Genomic DNA, 19,986 nt, shown 5'->3' with positions numbered 1-19,986 from the left:
AGTGAACCCCGCCTGAACAGGCATTTTGATGGTGAGCGAGGTTGGGCATGACTCACCGGCCCATGGCGGATGAGCCATGGGCCGGTTGGGGCGGTGCGGGTCAGCGCAGCTGTGTGCGCTCCCGCGGCAGTGCCCGCAGCGCGTCGAAGACCCGCTCGGGGGAGAGCGGCAGGGTGGTCACCCGGGCACCTGTGGCGTCCTGCACCGCATTGGCGATGGCCGCCGCGACCGGGACCATCGCGCCCTCGCCGGCCCCCTTGGCGCCGAACGGGCCGGGCCCGTGCCCCTGCTCCTGGGTGATCGACACGAAGCGCTCGGGGAGGTCCTCGGCCATCGGCACCCGGTAGTCCAGCGCCTCACCGTTGAGCAGCGCGCCGTCCTCGTACCGCATCTCCTCGAACATCGCCTGCGCCAGCCCCATCACGGCAGCGCCCTCGTCCTGACCACGGCAGAGCAGCTTGTTGACGGCCCGGCCCACATCGCCGCTCGCCACCAGCTGCAGGACCGTCACCTTTCCGGTGTCCGGGTCGACCTCGACCTCCGCGCCCGCCCAGCCGATCTCCCAGAAGAGGCAGGGGGACTCCAGCGGGGCGTCGGAGGAGAGTGGCGCCTTGAAGAAGCCCTCGCCGTGGAACTCGTACCCCGTACCGCCGAAGACCCTCGCCACCAGGCCCGGCAGCGGAACCGGCGCGTCTTCCCCGCGGCGTACCGTCCAGTCCTGCAGGGTCAGTTCGGCCGGATCGCAGCCGAGCTGCTCGGCTGCGAAAGCGAGCACCTTCGACCTGGCGTCCTGGGCCGCCCTGAGTACCGCGGTGCCCATCACCGTCATTCCGGACGAGGCGTTGGTTCCCTGGTCGTAAGGAGTGACATCGGTGTCGACCGGCGCGTAGCGCACCCGCTCCAGATCCGTGCCGAGCACTTCGGCTGCGACCTGGCAGAGCGAGGTGGAGGCGCCCTGGCCGATCTCGACCGTGCCGGAGCTGACATAGACCGAGCCGGTGGCCGTGATCTTCACCCGGGCCTGCGCGGGCTTGTTCACCCCCCCGCCGTCCTTGAAACCGATGGCCAGCCCCATCCCGCGATGGGGTATACGCTCGCGCCCCTGATAGCCGAGCGCATCGGCGACCGCGTCCAGGCCCTCGGCGAGATCGCTGTCGATCCCGCTCTCGCCCGGCACGAACGGCTCCCCGAGCCGCTTGAGGTTCTTCATGCGCAGCTCGTACGGGTCCATCCCGAGCCGCTCGGCGATCATGTCGACCTGGCTCTCGGACGCCCAGGTGGCCTGCGTCGCCCCGAAGCCGCGGAACGGGCCCGCCGGTGTGGTCGTCGTCATCACGCACGACGAGGAGGAACGGATGTGCTGCCAGCGGTACGGCCCCGGCATCCGGTAGCAGGCCTTCTCGGCGACCAGCGGGCTGCCGTCGGAGTACGCTCCCGCGTCCAGCAGCACCTCGCTCTCGCGCGCGACGAACGTCCCGTCCGCCATGACGCCCGTCCTCACCTTCAGGACGGCGGCGTGCTGGCTGAGCGTGAGGAAGCCTTCCTCCGTCGTCAGGCAGTAGCGCACCGGCCGGCCGGCCGCCCGCGACAGCAGGATGGCGATCGGCTCGGTCTTGCAGTTGTGTTTCGAGCCGAACCCGCCGCCCACATACGGCACATGGATATGGATCCGGCTCTCCGGGGTACGCAGCACCCGCGCCAGCTCCTTGCGCAGCGGGAACGGGTTCTGGGTCGAGGCCCAGATCTCGATCTCCTCGCCGCGCACATCCGCGACCGTGACGAACGGCTCCAGATGGAAGTGATTCATCCGGGAGAAGGTGAAGGAGTCCTCGAAGATGTGGTCGCAGCCGTCCCAGACGGAGTCCGGTCCGGTCTCGTACCGGAACTCGTAACAGACGTTGGGCCGCGGCCGGAGCCGGCCGGAGGCCCCTGTCCCATACGGAGGGACGATGCCGGGCGGAGCCTGCTCGAACAGCTCCGGGGCGTCGGGTGCGAGAGCGGCCTCGATGTCCGGGACGGCCGGCAGCGGCTCGTACACCACCTCGATCAGCTCCAGCGCGTGCAGCGCCACCGCCTCGGACTCGGCGGCGACGGCCGCCACCACATCGCCCGCGTATCGCACCCAGTCCAGGGCGACGACCGGCTGGTCCTTGATGAAGTAGCCGTAGGTGGGGTCGAGTCCGTCGAGCTCGTCGCGGGTCAGTACGGCGTGCACGCCCGGCAGCGCGCGGGCCTTGGCGCTGTCGACCGACACCAGGCGGGCGTGGGCGTGCGGGCTGCGGAGCACCTTGGCGTGCAGCATGCCGGGGAGCCGGATGTCGGCGGTGTACTGCGCGGCGCCGGTGACCTTGAGGGTCGCGTCGGTGCGGCGGTCGCGGGTTCCGATGCGGGATCCGGTCATCGGGCGTCCTCGGTGTCACGGGCCGACATGTCGTCACGGATCAGCTCGGCCGCCCTGCGTACCGAGTCGACGATCATCTGATAGCCGGTGCAGCGGCACACATTGGAGGAGATCCAGGAGCGGATCGTCTCGTCGTCCGGCTCCGGGTCCTCCCTCAGCAGGGCGGTGGTCAGCATGATCATGCCGGGGGTGCAGTAGCCGCACTGGAAGCCGCCGCACTCCGCGAAGGCGCGCTGCACCGGGCTCAGTTCCCCGCCCGTGGCCTGTCCCGCTACGGTCTCCACCGCGCGGCCGTCGACGCTGAACGCGAAGACGCTGCAGGAGGCGGAGGGAGTTCCGTCGATCAGCGTGGTGCAGGCGCCGCAGACGCCGCGCTCGCAGGACGCCTTGACACCGGTCATGCCGTAGCGGTCGCGGAGCAGATCGAGCAGGACGGTGTTGGGTGCGATCCGCTCGGTGCGCGGCCGGCCGTCGACGGCGAAGTCGATCGTGAGCCGGGTGCCCATGTCGCTGGTCATGTCGCTGTTCATCGGGGGGTTCCCTCTCCGGTGGTGCGTCGTTCGAGCAGCCGTCCGAGGAGCACGGCGGCGACATGGCGCCGGTAGCGGGCGCTCCCGGCCGCGTCGCCGATCGCCTCGGGCAGCGCGGCCGCGATCTCGGTGGGGTCGGTGCCCAGCAGGGCGCCGACGGTGTACGGACGGGTGTACTCGGAGCCCACCGCCATCGTGACCGTCCCCGCACGGACCGCTGCGGCCACCGTCATCAGCGGGCGCATCGAGCGCTCGTACCCGAACCACACCTGACGTACGTCCGTGATCCTGACCGCGCGCAGCAGACCGCCCGGCGGCTCCGCCCGGTCCCACAGTGCGGCCGGCGAGACGGTGACCGTCCCGTCGAGTGTCAGGAAGTCCAGCTCCGCGTCGAGCGCGCCCAGCATCACCGACATCTCGTACCGAGTACGTCGTGCCATCAGATTCCCGCCGAGGGTGGCCCGCCGCCGGATCCGCTGGGTGGCGATGCTGCCCCAGCCCGCGGCCAGACCCGGCAGGGCGGCCCGCACCCGGGCGTCGTGCGAGCCGGCGTGATGATCGACCCCGGCGCCGATCTCCAGTGTCGAGCCGTCCCATTCGACCGCGCCGAGCTCGGGTACGCGCTCCAGCGATACGAGGGTCCGGCAGTCGAGACCCTCGCGGAACTGCGCGAAGAGATCGCTGCAGCCCTGTGCATAGACCGCACCGCGGGTTGCCCCCGCCGCCACGGCCTCGGCCGCCGTCACGGGACGTTCCAGGACGAAGTCGGGGATGGTGCGCTGGGTGGGCGCCACCATCCCGGTGGGGAGCAGGAGCATGCGGACCGTGCCTCCTGGAGCGGCGCAGCGGTCGATCACCGATGTCACCACGGAGAGTTATCTAAGAACTGAAACAGCTAATGCTGAGATTTCTAGCACTTGGAGATGGTCGCCACAAGGGCTCCGGGTGCCGGTTGTATCGTGGGCGGTCACTACCGCACCGCACGCTCCATTTCCGGAAGGAGGCGCGGGGTCCCGGCGCCGGCGCCGTCCTCCCACCGCACATGACTCGTAGAGCTTCCAGCAGCCCCGACGCGGTCGACCTCATTCTGGAGCAGTGGAAGCGGGAGCTGCCAAGTCTCGACGCCTCCCCGATGGAGGTGCTCGGCCGGCTCCACCGCAGTTTCCTGCGCTACCAGGGGCTGCTGTCCGACCTCTTCGACTGCTTCGACCTGAACATGGCGGCTTTCGATGTGCTCGCGGCTCTGCGCAGGTCAGGGCCGCCCTACCGACGGACCGCCGGTGAACTCGCCGATATATCCCTGGTCACCACCGGTGGCATCACACTGCGTCTGGACCGGCTGGAGAAGGCTGGTCTGGTGACCCGGGAGCGCGATCCCGGCGACCGCAGGGTCGTGTACGCGAGGCTCACCGACCGGGGGATCGAGATCGCCGATGTGGTCGCGGTCGCGCACTTCGCCAACGAGGAACGGATGCTTGCGGAGCTGACGGGGGCCGAGCGACGTCAGCTGGGCCGGCTCCTCGGCAAGCTTGAACGCTCCCTGGAGACGGCTGAACGGACACCGCCCGACCCCGGGGCGGCCACCGGGGCCGGACGGCCGGGCCGGGTCGGAAAGCCGCCGGCAGCCAGTATCTGAGCGCTGAGTCATCGACCGACACGGGGGCGCGTCCGACCCGGTGCGGACGCCCGGACGCCCGGCCGACCGGAGGGCCACCGTCCTATGACTGCGCGCCCACCACCGCATGCGCCCAGTGGCACGCCACCTGCGTCTCCCCGCCCCCCGCGAGCACCGGAAGATCCGTCGTACGGCACGCGTCCGCCACCCCTGCCCGCTCCGCCTCGCCCGAGGCGAGGATCTGGCAGCGCGCGTGGAAGCGGCAACCGGACGGCACCTTCGACGGGTCCGGCGGTTCACCAGTGAGGATCACCGGTTCACCCTCGGCCTCCGGCAGCACCGACAGCAGCGCCTGGGTGTACGGATGCTGCGGGGCCGTCAGGATCTGCTCGACCTCGCCCGTCTCGACGATCCGGCCGAGATACATCACCGCGACCCGGTCGGCGATGTTCCACGCCAGACCGAGGTCGTGCGTGACCACCAGGGCCGACAGGCCCAGTTCGTCCCTCAGCCGCAGCAGCAGGGCCAGGATCTCGCCGCGCACCGACGCGTCCAACGAGGCCACCGGCTCGTCGGCCACGATGAGTTCCGGTTCCAGGACGAGGGCCCCCGCGATCACAACGCGCTGGCGCTGGCCGCCCGACAGCTCGTGCGGGTAGCGCAGGAAGAACCGCTCGGGGGGCCGCAGCCCGGCCCGCGACAGGGCCTCCGCGACGGCGGCCCGTTCGTCACCGGCGTACCCGTGGATCCGCAGGCCCTCCGCCACCGCCTCGTACACCGTGTGCCGCGGGTTGAGCGAGCCGCTGGGGTCCTGGAGCACCAGCTGCACCCGCTTTCGGTACGCCTTCAGCGCGCGGCCCGCATAGTTGAGCGGCTTGCCGTCGAAGGTGACCGTCCCGGACGTCGGCGGCACCAGCCCCAGCAGGGAGCGGGCCAGCGTCGTCTTGCCGCACCCGGACTCGCCGACCAGTGCGACGATCTCGCCGGGCCGGATGTCCAGGTCGACGCCGTCCACCGCACGTGCCGTGGCTGCACCGCGCCGGCCGGGGAAGGTGACCTTCAGTCCCTCCGCGCTGAGCAGAGGAGTGGTGGGGGTCATGATGTGCTCCTTGCTTCCTCGGCGCCGTGCCGGAGCGGGGCGTCGGCCGCCCCCGGCTCCACCAGCACACAGGCCGCCCGCCGCGCCGCGCCGGCGTCCCGCAGCTCCTGGTCCTGCGTGGTGCAGGAGTCCAGTGCCACCGGACAGCGCGGATGGAACGTGCAGCCGGCCGGCAGCGCCGACGGGTCCGGCGGGTCACCGGGCAGCCCGCGGGGCGCGAACCGGGAGGACCGGTCGCCGATCCGCGGGAAGGCGCCCGACAGGGCCTTGCTGTAGGGGTGTTGCGCGTCCTCGAAAACCGCGGCGGAGGGGCCCTCCTCCACGACCCGGCCCGCGTACATCACCGCGAGCCGGTCGCAGGTGTCCGAGAGCACCGCCAGGTCGTGGCTGATCATGATCAGACCGAGGTCCTGCTGGGACACCAGCTGCTCGATCAGCCGCAGGATCTGGGCCTGGATCATCACATCGAGGGCCGTCGTCGGCTCGTCCGCGATGATCAGGTCCGGGTCGCAGGCCAGCGCCATCGCGATCATCACGCGCTGCCGCTGACCGCCGGAGAGCTCGTGCGGATAGGCGTTCGCGCGCGCGGCCGGCAGCCCCACGTGCTCCAGGAGTTCACCGGCCTTCTTCTTCGCACCGGCCGGTGTCGCCTTCTTGTGCAGCAGGATCGGCTCGGCGATCTGGTCACCGATGCGGTGCACGGCGTTGAGCGAGTGCATCGCTCCCTGGAAGACGATCGAGGCACCCGCCCAGCGCACGGCCCTGACCTGGCCCCACTTCATGGCGAGGACGTCCTCGCCGTTCAGCAGGATCTCGCCGGTGACCTTCGTCCGGGCGGGCAGCAGCCGCAGCAGCGCGAGTGCGAGCGTCGACTTGCCGCACCCGGACTCACCGGCGATGCCGAGCTTCCGGCCCGCGTCGACGGTGAGGTTCACGCCCCGGACCGCCTGCGCTCCGCCGGCGTACGTCACCGAGAGGTCGCGTACCTCCAGCAGGGGGGTCTTCTGTGTGCTCGGTGTACTCAACGGGCCACCCCCAGCTTGGGATTGAGGACGGACTCGATGGCACGCCCGCACAGTGTGAACGACAGCGCCACCAGGGCGATGGCGATGCCGGGCGGTGCCAGGTACCACCAGTCGCCGGCGCTCACGGCGCCTGCCTCGCGCGCGTCCTGAAGCATGCCGCCCCAGGAGGTGATGGTGGGGTCGCCGAGGCCGAGGAAGGCGAGCGTGGCCTCGGTGAGAATCGCGCTGGAGATCACGAGGGTGGTCTGCGCGAGCACCAGCGGCATCACGTTCGGCAGGACGTGGCGGGCCATGATGTGCCCGTGGCCGCCGCCCAGGGCGCGGGCGCGCTCGATGTAGGGACGGGACTCCACGGCGAGCGTCTGGGCGCGGACCAGACGGGCCGTGGTCGGCCAGGTCGTCACGCCGATGGCAAGGATGACCGTCCAGATGGAGCGGTCCATCACCGTGGCGAGCGCGATCGCGAGAACGAGGGTCGGCATCACCAGGAACCAGTCGGTGACGCGCATAAGAACCGTCGAGTACCAGCCGTGGAAGTGGCCCGCGACGATCCCGACGACCGTACCGATCGCCACGCACAGGAACGCGGCGAGCAGTCCCACCGTGAGCGAGACACGGGCACCCCACACCAGCAGTGCCAGGACACTGCGTCCGAACTGGTCGGTACCGAGCGGAAATTCTCCGCTGGGCGATTCGAGCGCGCCCCCCGGTGCGTCGGTGACGCTCTGCGAGTCGGCGCCGGCCAGCGTGGGCGCGAACACCGCGATCAGCGTGATCAGGATGAGTCCGGCCAGCCCCCACAGGCCGCCCCGGTGTGTCCGGTACTCCCGCCAGAAGCGGGCCAGTGACTGGCGCTTGCGGGCCCGGGCCAGGGCGCGCGGGGTCTTGGTCACGCCCGCTTCGTTCTGCACGGGCAACGGTTCGGTCGTCATCGGCCCACCCGGGGATCGAGCAGCGGATACAGCACGTCGGCGAGGGTGTTCGCCAGGATCACCGCGGTGGCGAAGACGAAGAACAGCCCTTGGACGAGGGGAAGGTCGGGCACGCTCAGCGCCTGGTAGAAGAGACCGCCGAGTCCCGGCCAGGAGAACACCGTCTCGACCAGGATCTGGCCCGCCACCACATGACCCAGGTTCACGAACATCAGTGTGAACGTGGGCAGCATCGCGTTCGGGACGGCGTGCTTGCGCCGTACGACATCGTCACGGAGCCCCTTCGCGCGGGCTGTCGTCAGATAGTCGCTGCCCATCTCGTCGAGGAGCGAGGAACGCATCACGAGGAGTGTCTGCGCATAGCCGACCGCGACCAGTGTGATCACGGGAAGCACCAGGTGATGGGCGACGTCGAGGACGTAGGCGAGGCCTGTCTCGCCGCCCGACTCCAGGCCACCCGTCGGGAACATGCCGGGGATCGGACCGATGCCCACCGAGAAGACAATGATCAGGAGCAGGCCCAGCCAGAACGACGGCACCGAGTAGAGCGTGAGCGCGAACGCGGTGTTGAAGCGGTCGCTGCGGGAGCCGTTGCGCCAGGCGGTACGGGTGCCCAGCCAGATGCCGAGCGCCGTGTAGAGGACGTACGCCGTGCCGGTGAGCAGCAGCGTCGCCGGGAGCGCCTCGGTGATCTTGTCGATGACGGGGCTGTGGAACTGAAACGAGGTACCGAAGTCCCCGGTCAGCGCATCACCCACGTAGCTGGTGAACTGCTTCCAGAGCGGCTGGTCGAGGCCGAACTGGTGTCTGAGCGACTGGAGCTGCTCGGCGGAGACGCGGCGGCCGCCGGTCATCTGCTTCACGGGGTCGCTGGGGATGAGGCGGAAGAGGAAGAAGCTGGTGACCAGAACGGCGAACAGGGAGACGACCGCTCCCGCGATCTTTGCCGCCACGTACTGGAGATAGACCTTGGTGTTGCGCGCCCGCGCGTCGCGGGCGACCGAGGGCCCGGCCGGAGCCCGGCCGTCGATGTCCGCATCCGCGTTCTGCACGAGCGCCGGAGTGCTGTCAGCTGTCATGGGGGAACTCTCGTTACTCGTGCTGCACTTGGAGGGACCGGCAGGGGGATGCGATGTCGTGGCCCCCTGCCGGTCCCTCTCATCCCGTTCGCGTGATTATTCGCGTTCCTCTGCCGTGCTGCGGCGGCGCCGCGCGAGGAGGAACCCGCCACCGGCGACCACCACCACGGCGACGACGATGCCGATGACGACACCGGTCGAGCTGCCACCGCTGTCGGCGGCCGAACCGTTCTTGCCGTCGGCGGCCGCCGGAACGGCCGACCACCAACTCCAGTACCCGTCCTGGCCGTAGATGTTGCCGGCCGCCTCGGGCATGGTGGTGATGGACTTGATCTGGTCGGTGCGGTACGCCTCGACCGCGTTCGGATACGCGATGATGTTCATGTACCCGGAGTCGTACATCCACGACTCCATCTGCTTGACGATGTCCGCCCGCTTGGCCGGGTCGTACTCGGCGAGCTGCTTCTTGTACAGCTCGTCGTACGTCTTGTCGCAGATGAAGTTGTCCGTGGCCGCGCTCTCCTTGGCCTTGGCGGGCAGAGCCGAGCAGGTGTGGATGCCCAGGACGAAGTCCGGGTCCGGGTTGACGGACCAGCCGTCGAAGGCGAGGTCGTACTCACCGGCGTACCAGGGCACCGAGACGTCGTCGCGGCAGTCGACCTTCAGGCCGATGCCGAGCTTGCCCCACCACTCCTTGAGGTACTTGCCGATCGCCTTGTCGTTCGGGTCCGTGGCGTGGCACAGGATGCGCAGGTCGAGCGGCTTGCCGTCCTTGCCGACGCGCTGGTCGCCCTTGAGCTTGTACCCCGCCTGGTCGAGGAGCTTGCCCGCCCGGTCGGGGTCGTACGACAGCTTCTGGCTGTCGGACGGCTGCCAGAAGTAGTCCGAGAAGCGCGGCGGAATGTAGCCCTGGCCCTCGACGGCATGCCCCTGGAAGACCTTGTCGATGATGGTCTTGCGGTCGATCGACAGGAAGAGCGCCTGGCGGACCTTCTGGTCGAGCAGGGCCTTGTTGCCGTCGCCGAACTTCTTGCCGTCCTTGGTCTGCGCGCCCGGGTTGGTGGCCAGCGCGAAGAAGCGGCGGCCCGGACCTTCGTTGACCTTGATGTTCTTGTCGCCCTTGAGGGACGCGGCCTGGGCGGGCGTGAGCGCGGGGGCGCCCGCGACAAATGAGACCTCACCCTTGCGCAGGGCGGCGACCGCGGCGTCCTGGTCCTTGTACGTCTTGAAGACCAGTTCGTCGAACTTGGGAGCGCCGCGCCAGAAGCTCTTGTTGGCCTTGAGCTTCACGTACTGGTCGACCTTGTAGTCGGTCAGGATGTACGGCCCGTTGCCCACGATCGGGAACTTGGTGTCGTTGTTGAACTTCGAGAAGTCCCCGACCTTCTCCCAGACATGCTTCGGCACGATCGGCACATCGAGTGCGGCCATGGTGGCCTGAGGCTGCTTCAGCTCGATGACCAGCTTCTCCGGGCTGGGCGCCGTCACCGTCTTGAAGTTCGCGACGAAGCTGCCGTTCGCGGTGGCGGCGCCTTCGTCGGTCATCATCTTGTTGAAGGTCCACGCCGCGTCCTCGGCGGTGGCCTGCTGCCCGTCGGACCACTTGGAGTTGGACCGTATGGTGTACGTCCAGGTCAGCTTGTCGGCGGACGGCTCCCACTTGGTGGCGAGCCCAGGGACCGTGTGGTTGTCCTTGGGGTCGTAGTTGGTGAGGAAGTCGTACATGAGCCGGTGGACGCTGGTGCTCATCAGCCGCTGAGCCAGGAACGGGCTCAGTGAGTCGACGCTCTGTGCGACCGCGACGGTCAGCGTCGTCTTGCCGTTGTCGGCGGCCTGCGCCTGCTGCGGGGCGGCGCCGACGGGCATTCCGGGGACGATCGATCCGGCCGCCAATGCGAGGGCCGCGGCACCGGATGCCAGGAGGATACGCATACGTGAGCGTGGCTGAGCGGAGGGTGGTGGGACTCTTGTGACCATGGACAGGGACCTCGCGTCATGACTCGCACGGAGAAGGCGGGTTGATCTCTGATTCGCCAACTGGTGAAGCGAAGGTCTACCAGCGCTGGTCAAGTCGCGTCAACGGTGCCCCAAACGGCGTGTGGGCTGCAGGAATGCCCAAAGGGCCCGCACCGTCGGGACGGTGCGAGCCCTCATTGGTTTAGACCTCTGATGCCTTACTGCTGAGGCGCTGGCGGCGGCTGCGGAGGGTGCTGCTGCCAGCCCGCGGGCGGGACGGGGCCTTGCAGTTCGGGGTGGTCCTGCTGTGCCGGCAAGCCGGGCTGACCGCCGTGCTGTTGCGGTGCGGGCGGGCCGGCCGGGCTCGCCGGGGACTGGGCCTGGGACGGCAGCGACTGCTGCCAGCCGTTCTGCTGCGCACCGGGACCGGGGTGCGGGGGATACGGCTGCTGTCCCCCGTACGGCTGATGGGGCGGGTAGGGCTGCTGGGGCGGATACGGCTGGCCCGTCTGCTGCGGTGCGTACGGCTGCTGACCGGGCATCTGGTGTCCGGGCATCGGCGGGGCGAACTGCGGCGGCGGGTTGTTGCCGTCCGACGTCCACAGACCCTGCTGCTGCTGGGCGCGCGGGAAGTCCTCGGCGACCAGCGCGGAGAGGTTGAAGTACGCCTCGCGGGTCTTCGGGCGCATCATGTCCAGGTCGACCTCGGCGCCGGCCGACAGATGCTCGTCGAACGGTACGACGATCACGCCCCGGCAGCGCGTCTCGAAGTGCTGCACGATGTCATCGACCTTGATCATCTTCCCGGTCTCGCGGACCCCGGAAATGACGGTGATCGAGCGCTGCACCAATTCCGCGTACCCGTGCGCCGACAGCCAGTCCAGCGTCGTGGAGGCGCTCGAGGCACCGTCGACCGACGGCGTCGAGATGATGATCAACTGGTCGGCGAGGTCCAGCACTCCGCGCATCGCGCTGTAGAGCAGACCGGTACCCGAGTCGGTGAGGATGATCGGGTACTGCTTGCCGAGGACATCGATCGCGCGCCGGTAGTCCTCGTCGTTGAAGGTTGTCGAGACCGCCGGGTCCACGTCGTTGGCGATGATCTCCAGACCGGAGGGCGCCTGTGAGGTGAAGCGGCGGATGTCCATGTACGAGTTGAGGTACGGGATCGCCTGGACCAGGTCACGGATGGTGGCCCCGGTCTCGCGACGCACACGGCGGCCGAGCGTACCGGCGTCCGGGTTGGCGTCGATGGCGAGGATCTTGTCCTGGCGCTCGGTGGCCAGGGTCGCGCCGAGCGCGGTGGTCGTCGTGGTCTTGCCGACACCGCCCTTGAGGCTGATGACCGCGATCCGGTAGCACGACAGCACGGGCGTACGGATCAGGTCGAGCTTGCGCTGCCGCTCGGCCTCCTCCTTCTTGCTGCCCAGCTTGAAGCGGGACGCGGCGGACGGCGCACGGCTGCTCTTGGCCTTCTGCTTGCCCCGGACCAGGCGGTCGGAGGAAAGCTCCACGGCCGCCGTGTAACCGAGGGGCGCACCGGGCACGGAACGCTCGCGCTGGTCATGGGTGACCGGGGTGGGCCAGGCCGCACCGGTGCGCGGGTCGACGGGCGGACCCTGCGGCGGCTGCTGTTGCGGGTGCTGCTGTGGGGCTTGCTGGGGCTGTTGCTGGTGGGCGGGCAGCTGGGGCGCGACCGGCGGGGGCAGATTGGGCGCGCCCTGGACCGGCGGATGGGGCGCCTGGTGGGCCTGGGGCGGTTGCGGGGCGCTCTGCTGCGCGGGCCACTGCGGTGGCTGCGGCACCTGGGGCGGTTGCGGGAACCCGTATGCGCCCTGCACCGGCGGCGCGGGGGGAGCGGGATGCTGCGGAACCTGCGGCGGCAGCGGCACTCCCTGGGCGGGCGCCTGCGGCTGCGGCGGGAATCCGTAACCCCCCTGCGGCGCCGGGGCGTTCCGCTGGGCGGGCAGGTGAGGCACTTGCGGTGCCTGAGGCGCGTGCGGCGCCTGCGCGGGGTTCGGGAACCCATAGCCGCCGGGCGCCTGGTTCGTCCGGGCAGGCCCCGTCGCCGGCCACTGCGGCGCCGGCTGGGGCGCGTCGGGCTGCGGCGCGGCGGGCTGGAAGGCGGGCGGCAGCGGCGGCAGACCGCCCTGCGCGGGCGGTGCCGGGGTCCAAGGGGTCGGCGGTGGGGCGTTCTGCGGCACCGCATCCGAAATGGCGTCCGAGGGCGCAGGGCCGACAGGCTCGTCCGCGTCGGCCGGAACGTCGGCCGGAACGTCGGCCGGAACGTCGGCCGGAACGTCGGCCGTAACGGAGTCCCTGACCGTATCCGTCACCGAATCGCTGACCGAACCCGCATCGCCGTTGCCGTCGTCGGTCGCCACGCCGGAAGGCTGTCCGGGGTCGGATCCGGCGGTCGCGCCCGCATCCGTGGCGCCCCCGTCACCGCCACGATCGCCGGCACTGTCGCCGGCCTCGTCTGCCGTCCGGGCGGTTGTCGCGGCCGCAGTTGCGGCCACAGCGGCGTCCGCGGCCGCAGCCTCCCGCTCCGCGATCTCCCGCTTCAGCGCGGCCGGCGAGAACCGCATGGTCGCGCCGCTCTCCAGGTCTCCGCCTCCGAAAGGAGCCGGCGCACCACTCGCCTCCCCCGCCCCGGGCGTGGGGGAGGAAGAGGGACCAGCGGCAGCGGCAGCAGCAGGAGGTGTCGGCTCGACCGGCGCCACCGCGGGTGCGGGTGCGGGCGGCGCCGGAGCCCAGGTGGGCTCGAAGCCGCCCCCGGCCGGCAGCCCGGGCACGGACACCGGCGCGCCGTTGGGCGGCGGAGGCGGCGCCAGGTGCGATCCGGCCCCGCCCGACGAGTCCCCGGACGCGTTCTGCGTGTACCAGGCGGGCGGGGTGTAGTCGATGGTGAACTCACCCGTCATCTCGGCGGGCTCCGCGTCGGACGACTCGTCGACGGGCCTGCTCCAGCCCTCTCGGATTTCGTCCCGATCGCCGTTCACTTTGCCTCCTGGTGTGGTCGAGCACCCTTGTGCCGTGGTGGGTGGGGGCGACCGTTCCCGTATTCCGAACCGCCCGGCTCTCCCCCTTGGGACGCGCATTGCCTGCCCGCAGGTTCTACTGCCGCGCCCCTACCCACCCTAATCGTCATCGGGCCCCCTCCGGCAGGCCGTAGCGCACCGCAAGAGCTGTCCAGTACGTCACGCGTAGCCCCCAAGTGAACCGAGTAGGGCAGAGCATGAAGAGCGAAGCGGTCAAACTCGCACATCTGCATACGGATATGTGAACATTCCGTGCGCCTTGCCCGGGCCGGTACGTACCTCGCGCGCATGCGAGGGGTTGTGAGCTGCTGTCGGTTTGCTGAGCTGGAGTGAGTTGTGGTGGGCGGGGGTGGGTTTGTGGGAGTGGGAACGGGGGTTCTGGGGTCGAAAGGGTGACCTTGGCGGCTGTTGCTCGTTGGTTCGGGAGGAGGGTGTCCGGCCTTGATGGGGTGTTGGGGTGGGTGGTTTACGGGAATCGGCGGCCTCGTTCGTGGTGCCTGGGTCTTGCGGGGTGGCGGTCCGGGACCGTCTCAAGCACCTGACCGCCCAGGACGAGAGGGTGTTGCGTGCGGTCGGTGCGCATCAGGGTGCGCTCGCTTCCCGTGATCTAAGGGCTCGCTGTGCGGATGGTCTGGATCACAGCGCTCAGACGTGGGCGGCGCGTAAGCGGGACCTGACCGGGGTGTCGTCGTCGCGGATCGCTGGGGCCACCACCAAGGCCACACATGATCAGTGGGCGCTGGCCCGCCGTTGTCAGGCGGCGCACATCCGGCGTCGGACGGCACCGCCCCCACACGACCGGAGTGATCGTGCGGGGCATCGGACCGCCCAGGCCGGACCATGCGACCGGGGACGTGAGGGAACCCGCCCGCCCGCAACAAACCGGCCCCCCGGAGGGCCGTCGCCGAGCGGGAAGCGAACGCGGGAACCCAGCGCATCCAACACCGTCCGGGATACGCCCAGCACGCAGCAGTGGGTCCAGGACTCACTTATGTGCACCGGTTAGGAACGGTCAGTCCATTCGTCGTGCGCCGCCCAGCAGCCCGGTCTCCGCATCGGTGGCCTGCGTCATCACGAACTGCCGGTCCCGCTCCGTGCACCAGAGGGTGACGCCGTCCGCCAGCGTCGACAGCGCCTGCGTCGCGGCCGCCGGCAGATGCGCGATTCGACCGATCTGCGCGGCTTCCTCGGGAGATACCCGCTGAATCCCCATCAGGGACGCCTTCTTCATCAATGCGGGCGCCACCGGACTCAGATACGGCAGCAGCGTCACCACCGACTGCCAGGGTCCGGACACCACTCGCCCGCGCGGCGGCCGCATCCCGCAGTCCCGTACCACGACCACAGGGCTGCCGGCCGAGGCGCCCTGCGGTGGCACCCGCCCCACGTCGTACAGCGAAATGCACGGCTGGCCACCCCCGGCTGCCTGTGCGAGCCCCGCCCAGGCGTGGGCCCGGCCGGTCTCGACGACGATCCGGGCACCGGTCGCGGCCGCCCGCAGGGCGAGCACCTGCGCCGTCCACAGCCCGCCGATCAGCGTGACGTCGTAGGGCGTCGGCCGGTTGATGCCGAGCACGGCGGGCCGCCCCTCGGCGTCCACACCGATCACCATGCCGTCGTCGCCGACCGGCAGGGCCATCGAGGCCAGTTGCTCGACGGAGACCGTGTGCCGGCTGCGACGCGGTCCGATCAGCCCGAAACCCAGCCGGGCACGGGCACTGGTGGGTACGGACATCAGCGGGTACCCCCGAGCGGCAGCGTGGCGAGCACACCGGGCAGCTGCTCACGGTCGAGTCGCACCAGCGATGTCTTCACGCCACGCGCGGTGCGCTCCAACTCATGGCGGGCGGCGAGCAGTTCCTCGTCGCTGCGTCCGGTTATCCGGACATGGCCGGCGATCGAGACCTCCTGCCGGTCGCCGTGTCCCAGCGTCAGGCTGAAGGTCGTGGCGAGCGCCGGGAGCGAAGTGAGCAGTGCGACCAGCTGCGGCATCGACGCCCCGCCACCGCTCACCGCCCCGCCGAACTGCGGCCAGCGCCCCACCCAGTAGGTGGTGTGCCACCGGTCGTCGCAGCGCCAGGTCCGCGCGCTCTCCGCGGTGCGCCGCGCCGGTGTGTGGGTCCGGCCCGCCTGCTCCATCGCCGACGGGCTGACGCAGGCCGAGGTCGCGATCGCCGACGTCAACTCCTGCTCGGTCAGCACCGTTGCCCGGAAGCCGGCCCCCGTCAGTCTGCTGGCCAGCTGATCGGCAGCGCGTACGAGACACTTCTGCGCCCCCCCGATCCCGCCGCCGCGCGCCTGCACGGCCTCCGGGCAGAGCTCCGGGTCCAGCTTGAGCGCGATCCAGGTGATCCGGACCGCGGGCGAACCCGTCCGGGCCTGCAGCGGTGCGTAGTTGCGTGCCGCGACGGACTGCGGGGGCAGATGCGGGGCGGGCGCGGGCTGGGTGTGCTGCACGATCTGCGCCGACTCCAGGCGGATGCCGTCGACGTCGAGGACATCCCGGACCAGGGCCAGCGGCAGCGGCTGCGCGGACCGGTCGGGCCGCAGGGCCGTGGCGTCCGACTCGATCTGCAGTACGGCCGTGAGGAACGTACCGTCGCCGATCATCCCGACCGGCCGCCGGTCCCGGTCGCTGAACGAGTACGTGCGCAGCGCCGGGTCGCACTCGACGGCGGGCGCGATCCCCGGCTCAGTACCCGCGGGCAGCACCAGCGACGCGGCCCTGCGGGTACGCGCGCGCAGCGCGATCGCGGTGCCCAGCCACTCGGGCAGCGAACGGCGGTGCCTGCGGAGGACGGCGAGCAGCACCAGCGCAGTGGCGACCGCGCCGGCCGGAACCAGCAGCAGAGGCTCGATCACCCAGGACACGAGCAGCAGCGCGGCCGCAATCTCGATCAGTACGAGTTGTTGCAATCGGAACGAACCGAAGTGTCCGGGGCGTCCGTTCAGCCGCGGGACGGTCTGTTGGCCGGGGCCGGAGGGGCCGCGCGCCGGTCCGCCGGGCGGGTATGGGGAGGGCGCCGCTCCGGTGGGTGTGCGGGCTGCGGGGGGCGGTGCGTTCCCGGCCGGACGTGTCCGCGTCGCGGAAGACATCATTCCGGCATTCCCCCGTTCATAAGGCCCCCGTTTCGACCCGATCACCCCTGTCCCGCCGGGGGCTTTGGCGGCTGGATCACCCTACCCGCCCCGCAGCCGCCCGGGGTCAGCAGGCATAGTAGGGGCCTGTCCGGCAGTGCGGTCCGGCATCCGGGGGGCCGGCGCAGGGGTCGGGGGAAGCGAACTCCTGGAGCCGCGCGGGGAGACACGGGAGACACGCAAACTCATGGCATCACGGCGGGATGAACTCAACGCGTACACCTTTGCGAAGAAACGCACGGTGGCGGCATTTCTCCAACCCTCGCCCACCGGCACCGAGGAGGGTGCGCCGCGCCCTCTGCGCGCCGTCCTCCCGAGCATGGTGGCCGGGGCGCTGATCCTCGCGGGCTTCGGCGCCTACGGCATGTTCAAGCCCACCGCACCCAAGGACTGGGACAAGCCCTTCACCAACGTGATCGTCGGCAAGCAGTCCACCACCCGCTATGTGGTGCTCACCACCGGCAAGGGCAGGAAGAAGAAGACCCTGCTGCATCCCGTACTGAACCTCGCCTCCGCCCGACTGCTCCTCACTCCGCAGCAGTACGACGTCATCCAGGTACCCGACGACATCCTCGACGCGGGCAAGCCGCCGCGCGGACCGGTCCTCGGCATCCCGTACGCCCCCGACCGGCTGCCCGAGGCGAACGACGCAGGCACGGCCAAGCGGTGGGCCGTCTGCGAGCAGCCCGGAGGCAAGGGCAACACCGTGCAGAAGGCCGCCTTCGTCTTCGCCGAACGCGACAACAAGCGGACCGACGGCGCCAATAGGCTCAGCGGTGGCGAGGTCCTGTACGTCAAGGGCCAGACCGGAGCCCGCTATCTCGTCGATGCGAGCGGCACCAAGTACCGCATCGACGAGACCGCAGCCGACAACGGCCACCTGACCGGCGCCCTCGTCGGCAGCCGGCAGCCGCAGTCCGTCACCGACGACTGGCTGGCCACCCTGAACGACGGCAGCCCGATCGTCTTCCCGCAGATCCCCGGCACCGTCGGCGCGAACGCGAACGTCCAAGGACAGCTCTCCACGGAGGAGAACAGGGTCGGCATGGTCCTACGGACCCGTAACGGCGAAGGCACCACCCACTACGTGGTCCTCGACGGCAAGGTCCAGCCGGTCTCCGAGTTCACCGCCTGGTTGCTGATCAACTCCCCGCAGACCGCCCGGCTCAACCTGAACAGCGAGGCACGCGCCGTCGGACTCCAGAAGTTCGTCGCCGACCCCGCTGCCTTTACCGGCCAGGCAGCACACTGGCCCACGCGGAAGACCGTCCAGGTGAACGCCGCCGACGGTGGCAGCGGCGACCGGGACACCATCTGCAGCGTGCTGCGCAAGGTCGACGGCAACGGCCGCCCGACGCTCAGCGCCTGGGCGGGCACCGCGTACCCCGCGTCCATCAGCGCAGGTGGCACCAGCACGTACGTCACCCCAGGCAGCGGCCTCCTCTACACCCAGTTCCGAGGGCAGCAGGCCAGCCCCGACGGCTCACTCTTCCTGGTGACCGACACCGGACTGCGGTACGCCGTTCAGGCGAACGGCGACAGCGACGCCAAGCGTTCCGACATCGGCGCCGGCGCGCAGCAGAACGGGACGGACGGTCGCCCCGAGCCCAGCCAGGCGCAGATCAGGCTCGGATACGAGAAGGTGACGCCCTCTCTCGTCCCGCTCGCCTGGTCCGAGTTCCTGTCCAAGGGCCCGCGGCTCGACACCAACAGCGCTCGCCAGCCCCAGGGTTCGTGACCGCGATATTCGCGAAAGGCTCGTAGAAGTCGGGGGAGAGGAACAGATGTTGTACCGGAAGACGGCCCTGCTGACGGTGGCGGCCACCGCCGCGCTGGCCGCACTGGCGGCGCCCCAGGCGGCGTACGCCGAGGAACCCCCCGGCGACCGGAACGACGTCGGGATAGACGGCAGCGGCGAATGCGCCTTCCCGATGAAGAAGCAGTACGAGGGACGCCCCTGGTCGCTGCAGCGGGTCCTGCTCGACGAACTGTGGCAGGACACCAAGGGCAAGGGCGTCCGCGTCGCGGTCATCGACACCGGCGTCGACAACACCAACCCGCAGCTCCGGAACGCCGTCGACGCCTCCGCGGGCGCCGACTACCTCAACGGCGGCAAGAGCGACGGCACCGTCGACGAGGTCGGCCACGGCACCAAGGTCGCCGGCATCATCGCCGCCCGCCCCCGCAAGGGCACCGGCTTCGTCGGTCTGGCGCCCGAGGCCACGATCATCCCGATTCGCCAGAACGACGAAAAGAACAGCGGCAAGGACACCACCATGGCCGCCGCGATCGGCCACGCGATCGCCGAGGGCGCCCAGGTCATCAACATCTCCCAGGACACGACGAAGTCGCTGACCCCGGATTCCCTGCTGGGGAAGGCAGTGACCAGGGCGCTCGCCAAGAACGTCGTCGTGGTCGCCTCCGCGGGCAACGACGGCATGGACGGCAAGCTGAGGAACACCTATCCGGCGGCCTTCGACGGCGTCCTCGCCGTCGCCTCGTCGGACCGCAACAACGAGCGCGCCGCCTTCTCCCAGGCCGGTACGTTCGTCGGCGTCGCAGCACCCGGCGTCGACATCGTCTCCACCGTCCCCGGCAACGGCCAGTGCACTGACAACGGCACCAGTTTCTCCGCGCCGTACGTCGCCGGGGTCGCTGCCCTGATGCGCGCCAAGTACCCGAAATGGACCGCGCCCCAGATCGTCGCCCGGATCGAGCAGACCGCCGAACGCTCCGTCACCGGCCACGACGACTTCGTCGGCTGGGGCGTCGTCGACCCGGTCCGCGCACTCTCCGGCGACGACACCCCGCAGGACGCCCCGCACCCCGACCCGGCCCCGCCCCGGGCCCAGGCCCCCTCGCCCGCGCATCTGTCGCTGTCGGAGACCTCGCAGGAACGCAGCGAGCGGTACGCGACCTACGCCCTGGCCATAGCGGCCGTACTGATCTCCGTGGTCGCCGGTACCGCGACGGTCGTCCGCGATGTCCGGCGGCGACGCGGTTTGCGATGACGGCACCGCCCGGTGAAGTGGATCCCTCCCCATAAAGCGCAGTTGGGGAGAGATGATGAAGTGACTAGGGTGGTGGCTGACTTCACGTGTGTGACGGGGGAACGAGAAGTGGTCGCATCCGATTTCCGGGCGTGGGAACACTGCCACGCCCTTCCCCGT

At 70.2% G+C, this 19,986-nt stretch carries 14 protein-coding genes and 1 pseudogene; 4 read left to right on the top strand and 11 right to left on the bottom strand.

All coding sequences use genetic code 11. From position 1 onward, the window contains the following. Window positions 1-100: 100 nt before the first annotated feature. Genes ACWCP8_RS36375 through ACWCP8_RS36365 form a run of 3 tightly spaced genes read right to left on the bottom strand, consistent with a single transcriptional unit; the run spans window position 101 to window position 3,749 of the window. On the bottom strand, window positions 101-2,401 hold the full coding sequence (locus ACWCP8_RS36375) for a xanthine dehydrogenase family protein molybdopterin-binding subunit (protein ID WP_451120587.1): 2,301 nt from the start codon (window positions 2,399-2,401) through the stop codon (window positions 101-103). Next, entirely contained in the window at window positions 2,398-2,931 is a 534-nt protein-coding gene (locus ACWCP8_RS36370; protein ID WP_352270574.1) for a (2Fe-2S)-binding protein, read from the bottom strand. The genes ACWCP8_RS36375 and ACWCP8_RS36370 overlap by 4 nt, the downstream gene beginning before the upstream one ends. Beyond that, window positions 2,928-3,749, bottom strand: a complete 822-nt coding sequence (locus ACWCP8_RS36365) for an FAD binding domain-containing protein (RefSeq protein WP_352270576.1) — start codon at window positions 3,747-3,749, stop codon at window positions 2,928-2,930. Before ACWCP8_RS36365 ends, ACWCP8_RS36370 begins: the two co-directional genes overlap by 4 nt. 224 nt (window positions 3,750-3,973) lie before the next feature. Between ACWCP8_RS36365 and ACWCP8_RS36360 the strand changes: the two genes are divergently transcribed. Then, window positions 3,974-4,567: a MarR family winged helix-turn-helix transcriptional regulator gene (locus ACWCP8_RS36360; protein WP_352270577.1), complete on the top strand. Its 594-nt coding sequence runs from the start codon at window positions 3,974-3,976 to the stop codon at window positions 4,565-4,567. Between the two features lie 82 nt (window positions 4,568-4,649). Here ACWCP8_RS36360 and ACWCP8_RS36355 read toward each other — a convergent pair whose 3' ends face one another. The 6 genes from ACWCP8_RS36355 to ACWCP8_RS36330 form a co-directional block, all read right to left on the bottom strand. Further along, window positions 4,650-5,645: an ABC transporter ATP-binding protein gene (locus ACWCP8_RS36355; RefSeq protein WP_352270579.1), complete on the bottom strand. Its 996-nt coding sequence runs from the start codon at window positions 5,643-5,645 to the stop codon at window positions 4,650-4,652. Next, entirely contained in the window at window positions 5,642-6,670 is a 1,029-nt protein-coding gene (locus tag ACWCP8_RS36350) for an ABC transporter ATP-binding protein (RefSeq protein WP_352270580.1), read from the bottom strand. The genes ACWCP8_RS36355 and ACWCP8_RS36350 overlap by 4 nt, the downstream gene beginning before the upstream one ends. Next, window positions 6,667-7,602 (bottom strand): ABC transporter permease, encoded by a 936-nt coding sequence (locus ACWCP8_RS36345; RefSeq protein WP_382843146.1) that lies wholly within the window; start codon window positions 7,600-7,602, stop codon window positions 6,667-6,669. The genes ACWCP8_RS36350 and ACWCP8_RS36345 overlap by 4 nt, the downstream gene beginning before the upstream one ends. Beyond that, window positions 7,599-8,681 carry an ABC transporter permease gene (locus ACWCP8_RS36340; RefSeq protein ID WP_352270583.1) on the bottom strand — a complete coding sequence of 361 codons (1,083 nt, stop codon included), beginning with the start codon at window positions 8,679-8,681 and terminating at the stop codon, window positions 7,599-7,601. Before ACWCP8_RS36340 ends, ACWCP8_RS36345 begins: the two co-directional genes overlap by 4 nt. A gap of 96 nt (window positions 8,682-8,777) precedes the next feature. Continuing rightward, window positions 8,778-10,658 carry an ABC transporter substrate-binding protein gene (locus ACWCP8_RS36335; protein ID WP_382843148.1) on the bottom strand — a complete coding sequence of 627 codons (1,881 nt, stop codon included), beginning with the start codon at window positions 10,656-10,658 and terminating at the stop codon, window positions 8,778-8,780. Between the two features lie 197 nt (window positions 10,659-10,855). After that, the gene (locus tag ACWCP8_RS36330; RefSeq protein WP_451120583.1) at window positions 10,856-13,639 is read right to left on the bottom strand and encodes an SCO5717 family growth-regulating ATPase; all 2,784 of its coding nucleotides are present in this window, start codon (window positions 13,637-13,639) and stop codon (window positions 10,856-10,858) included. Window positions 13,640-14,135: 496 nt separating this feature from the next. Between ACWCP8_RS36330 and ACWCP8_RS36325 the strand changes: the two are divergent. Further along, window positions 14,136-14,450 (top strand): annotated as a pseudogene (locus ACWCP8_RS36325) (IS200/IS605 family accessory protein TnpB-related protein); the annotation flags it as partial. A 240-nt stretch (window positions 14,451-14,690) separates the two neighbouring features. Here the strand turns inward: ACWCP8_RS36325 and ACWCP8_RS36320 are convergent. Both ACWCP8_RS36320 and eccE read right to left on the bottom strand, forming a co-directional pair. Then, on the bottom strand, window positions 14,691-15,413 hold the full coding sequence (locus ACWCP8_RS36320) for a hypothetical protein (RefSeq protein WP_451120582.1): 723 nt from the start codon (window positions 15,411-15,413) through the stop codon (window positions 14,691-14,693). Beyond that, window positions 15,413-16,774, bottom strand: coding sequence for a type VII secretion protein EccE (gene eccE / locus ACWCP8_RS36315; RefSeq protein ID WP_451120580.1), 1,362 nt, complete (start codon window positions 16,772-16,774; stop codon window positions 15,413-15,415). Before eccE ends, ACWCP8_RS36320 begins: the two co-directional genes overlap by 1 nt. Window positions 16,775-17,003: 229 nt before the next feature. Here eccE and eccB point away from each other — a divergent pair, with 229 nt between their 5' ends. Then, window positions 17,004-18,554 carry a type VII secretion protein EccB gene (gene eccB, locus ACWCP8_RS36310; protein ID WP_451120578.1) on the top strand — a complete coding sequence of 517 codons (1,551 nt, stop codon included), beginning with the start codon at window positions 17,004-17,006 and terminating at the stop codon, window positions 18,552-18,554. Between the two features lie 46 nt (window positions 18,555-18,600). Continuing rightward, window positions 18,601-19,827 carry a type VII secretion-associated serine protease mycosin gene (mycP, locus tag ACWCP8_RS36305; RefSeq protein WP_451120576.1) on the top strand — a complete coding sequence of 409 codons (1,227 nt, stop codon included), beginning with the start codon at window positions 18,601-18,603 and terminating at the stop codon, window positions 19,825-19,827. Window positions 19,828-19,986: the final 159 nt, after the last annotated feature.

The sequence above is a fragment of the Streptomyces sp. NPDC002206 genome (assembly GCF_053593595.1).
The sequence above is the reverse complement of the archived record's forward strand: the minus strand, read 5'-3'. Positions and strand labels throughout refer to the sequence as shown.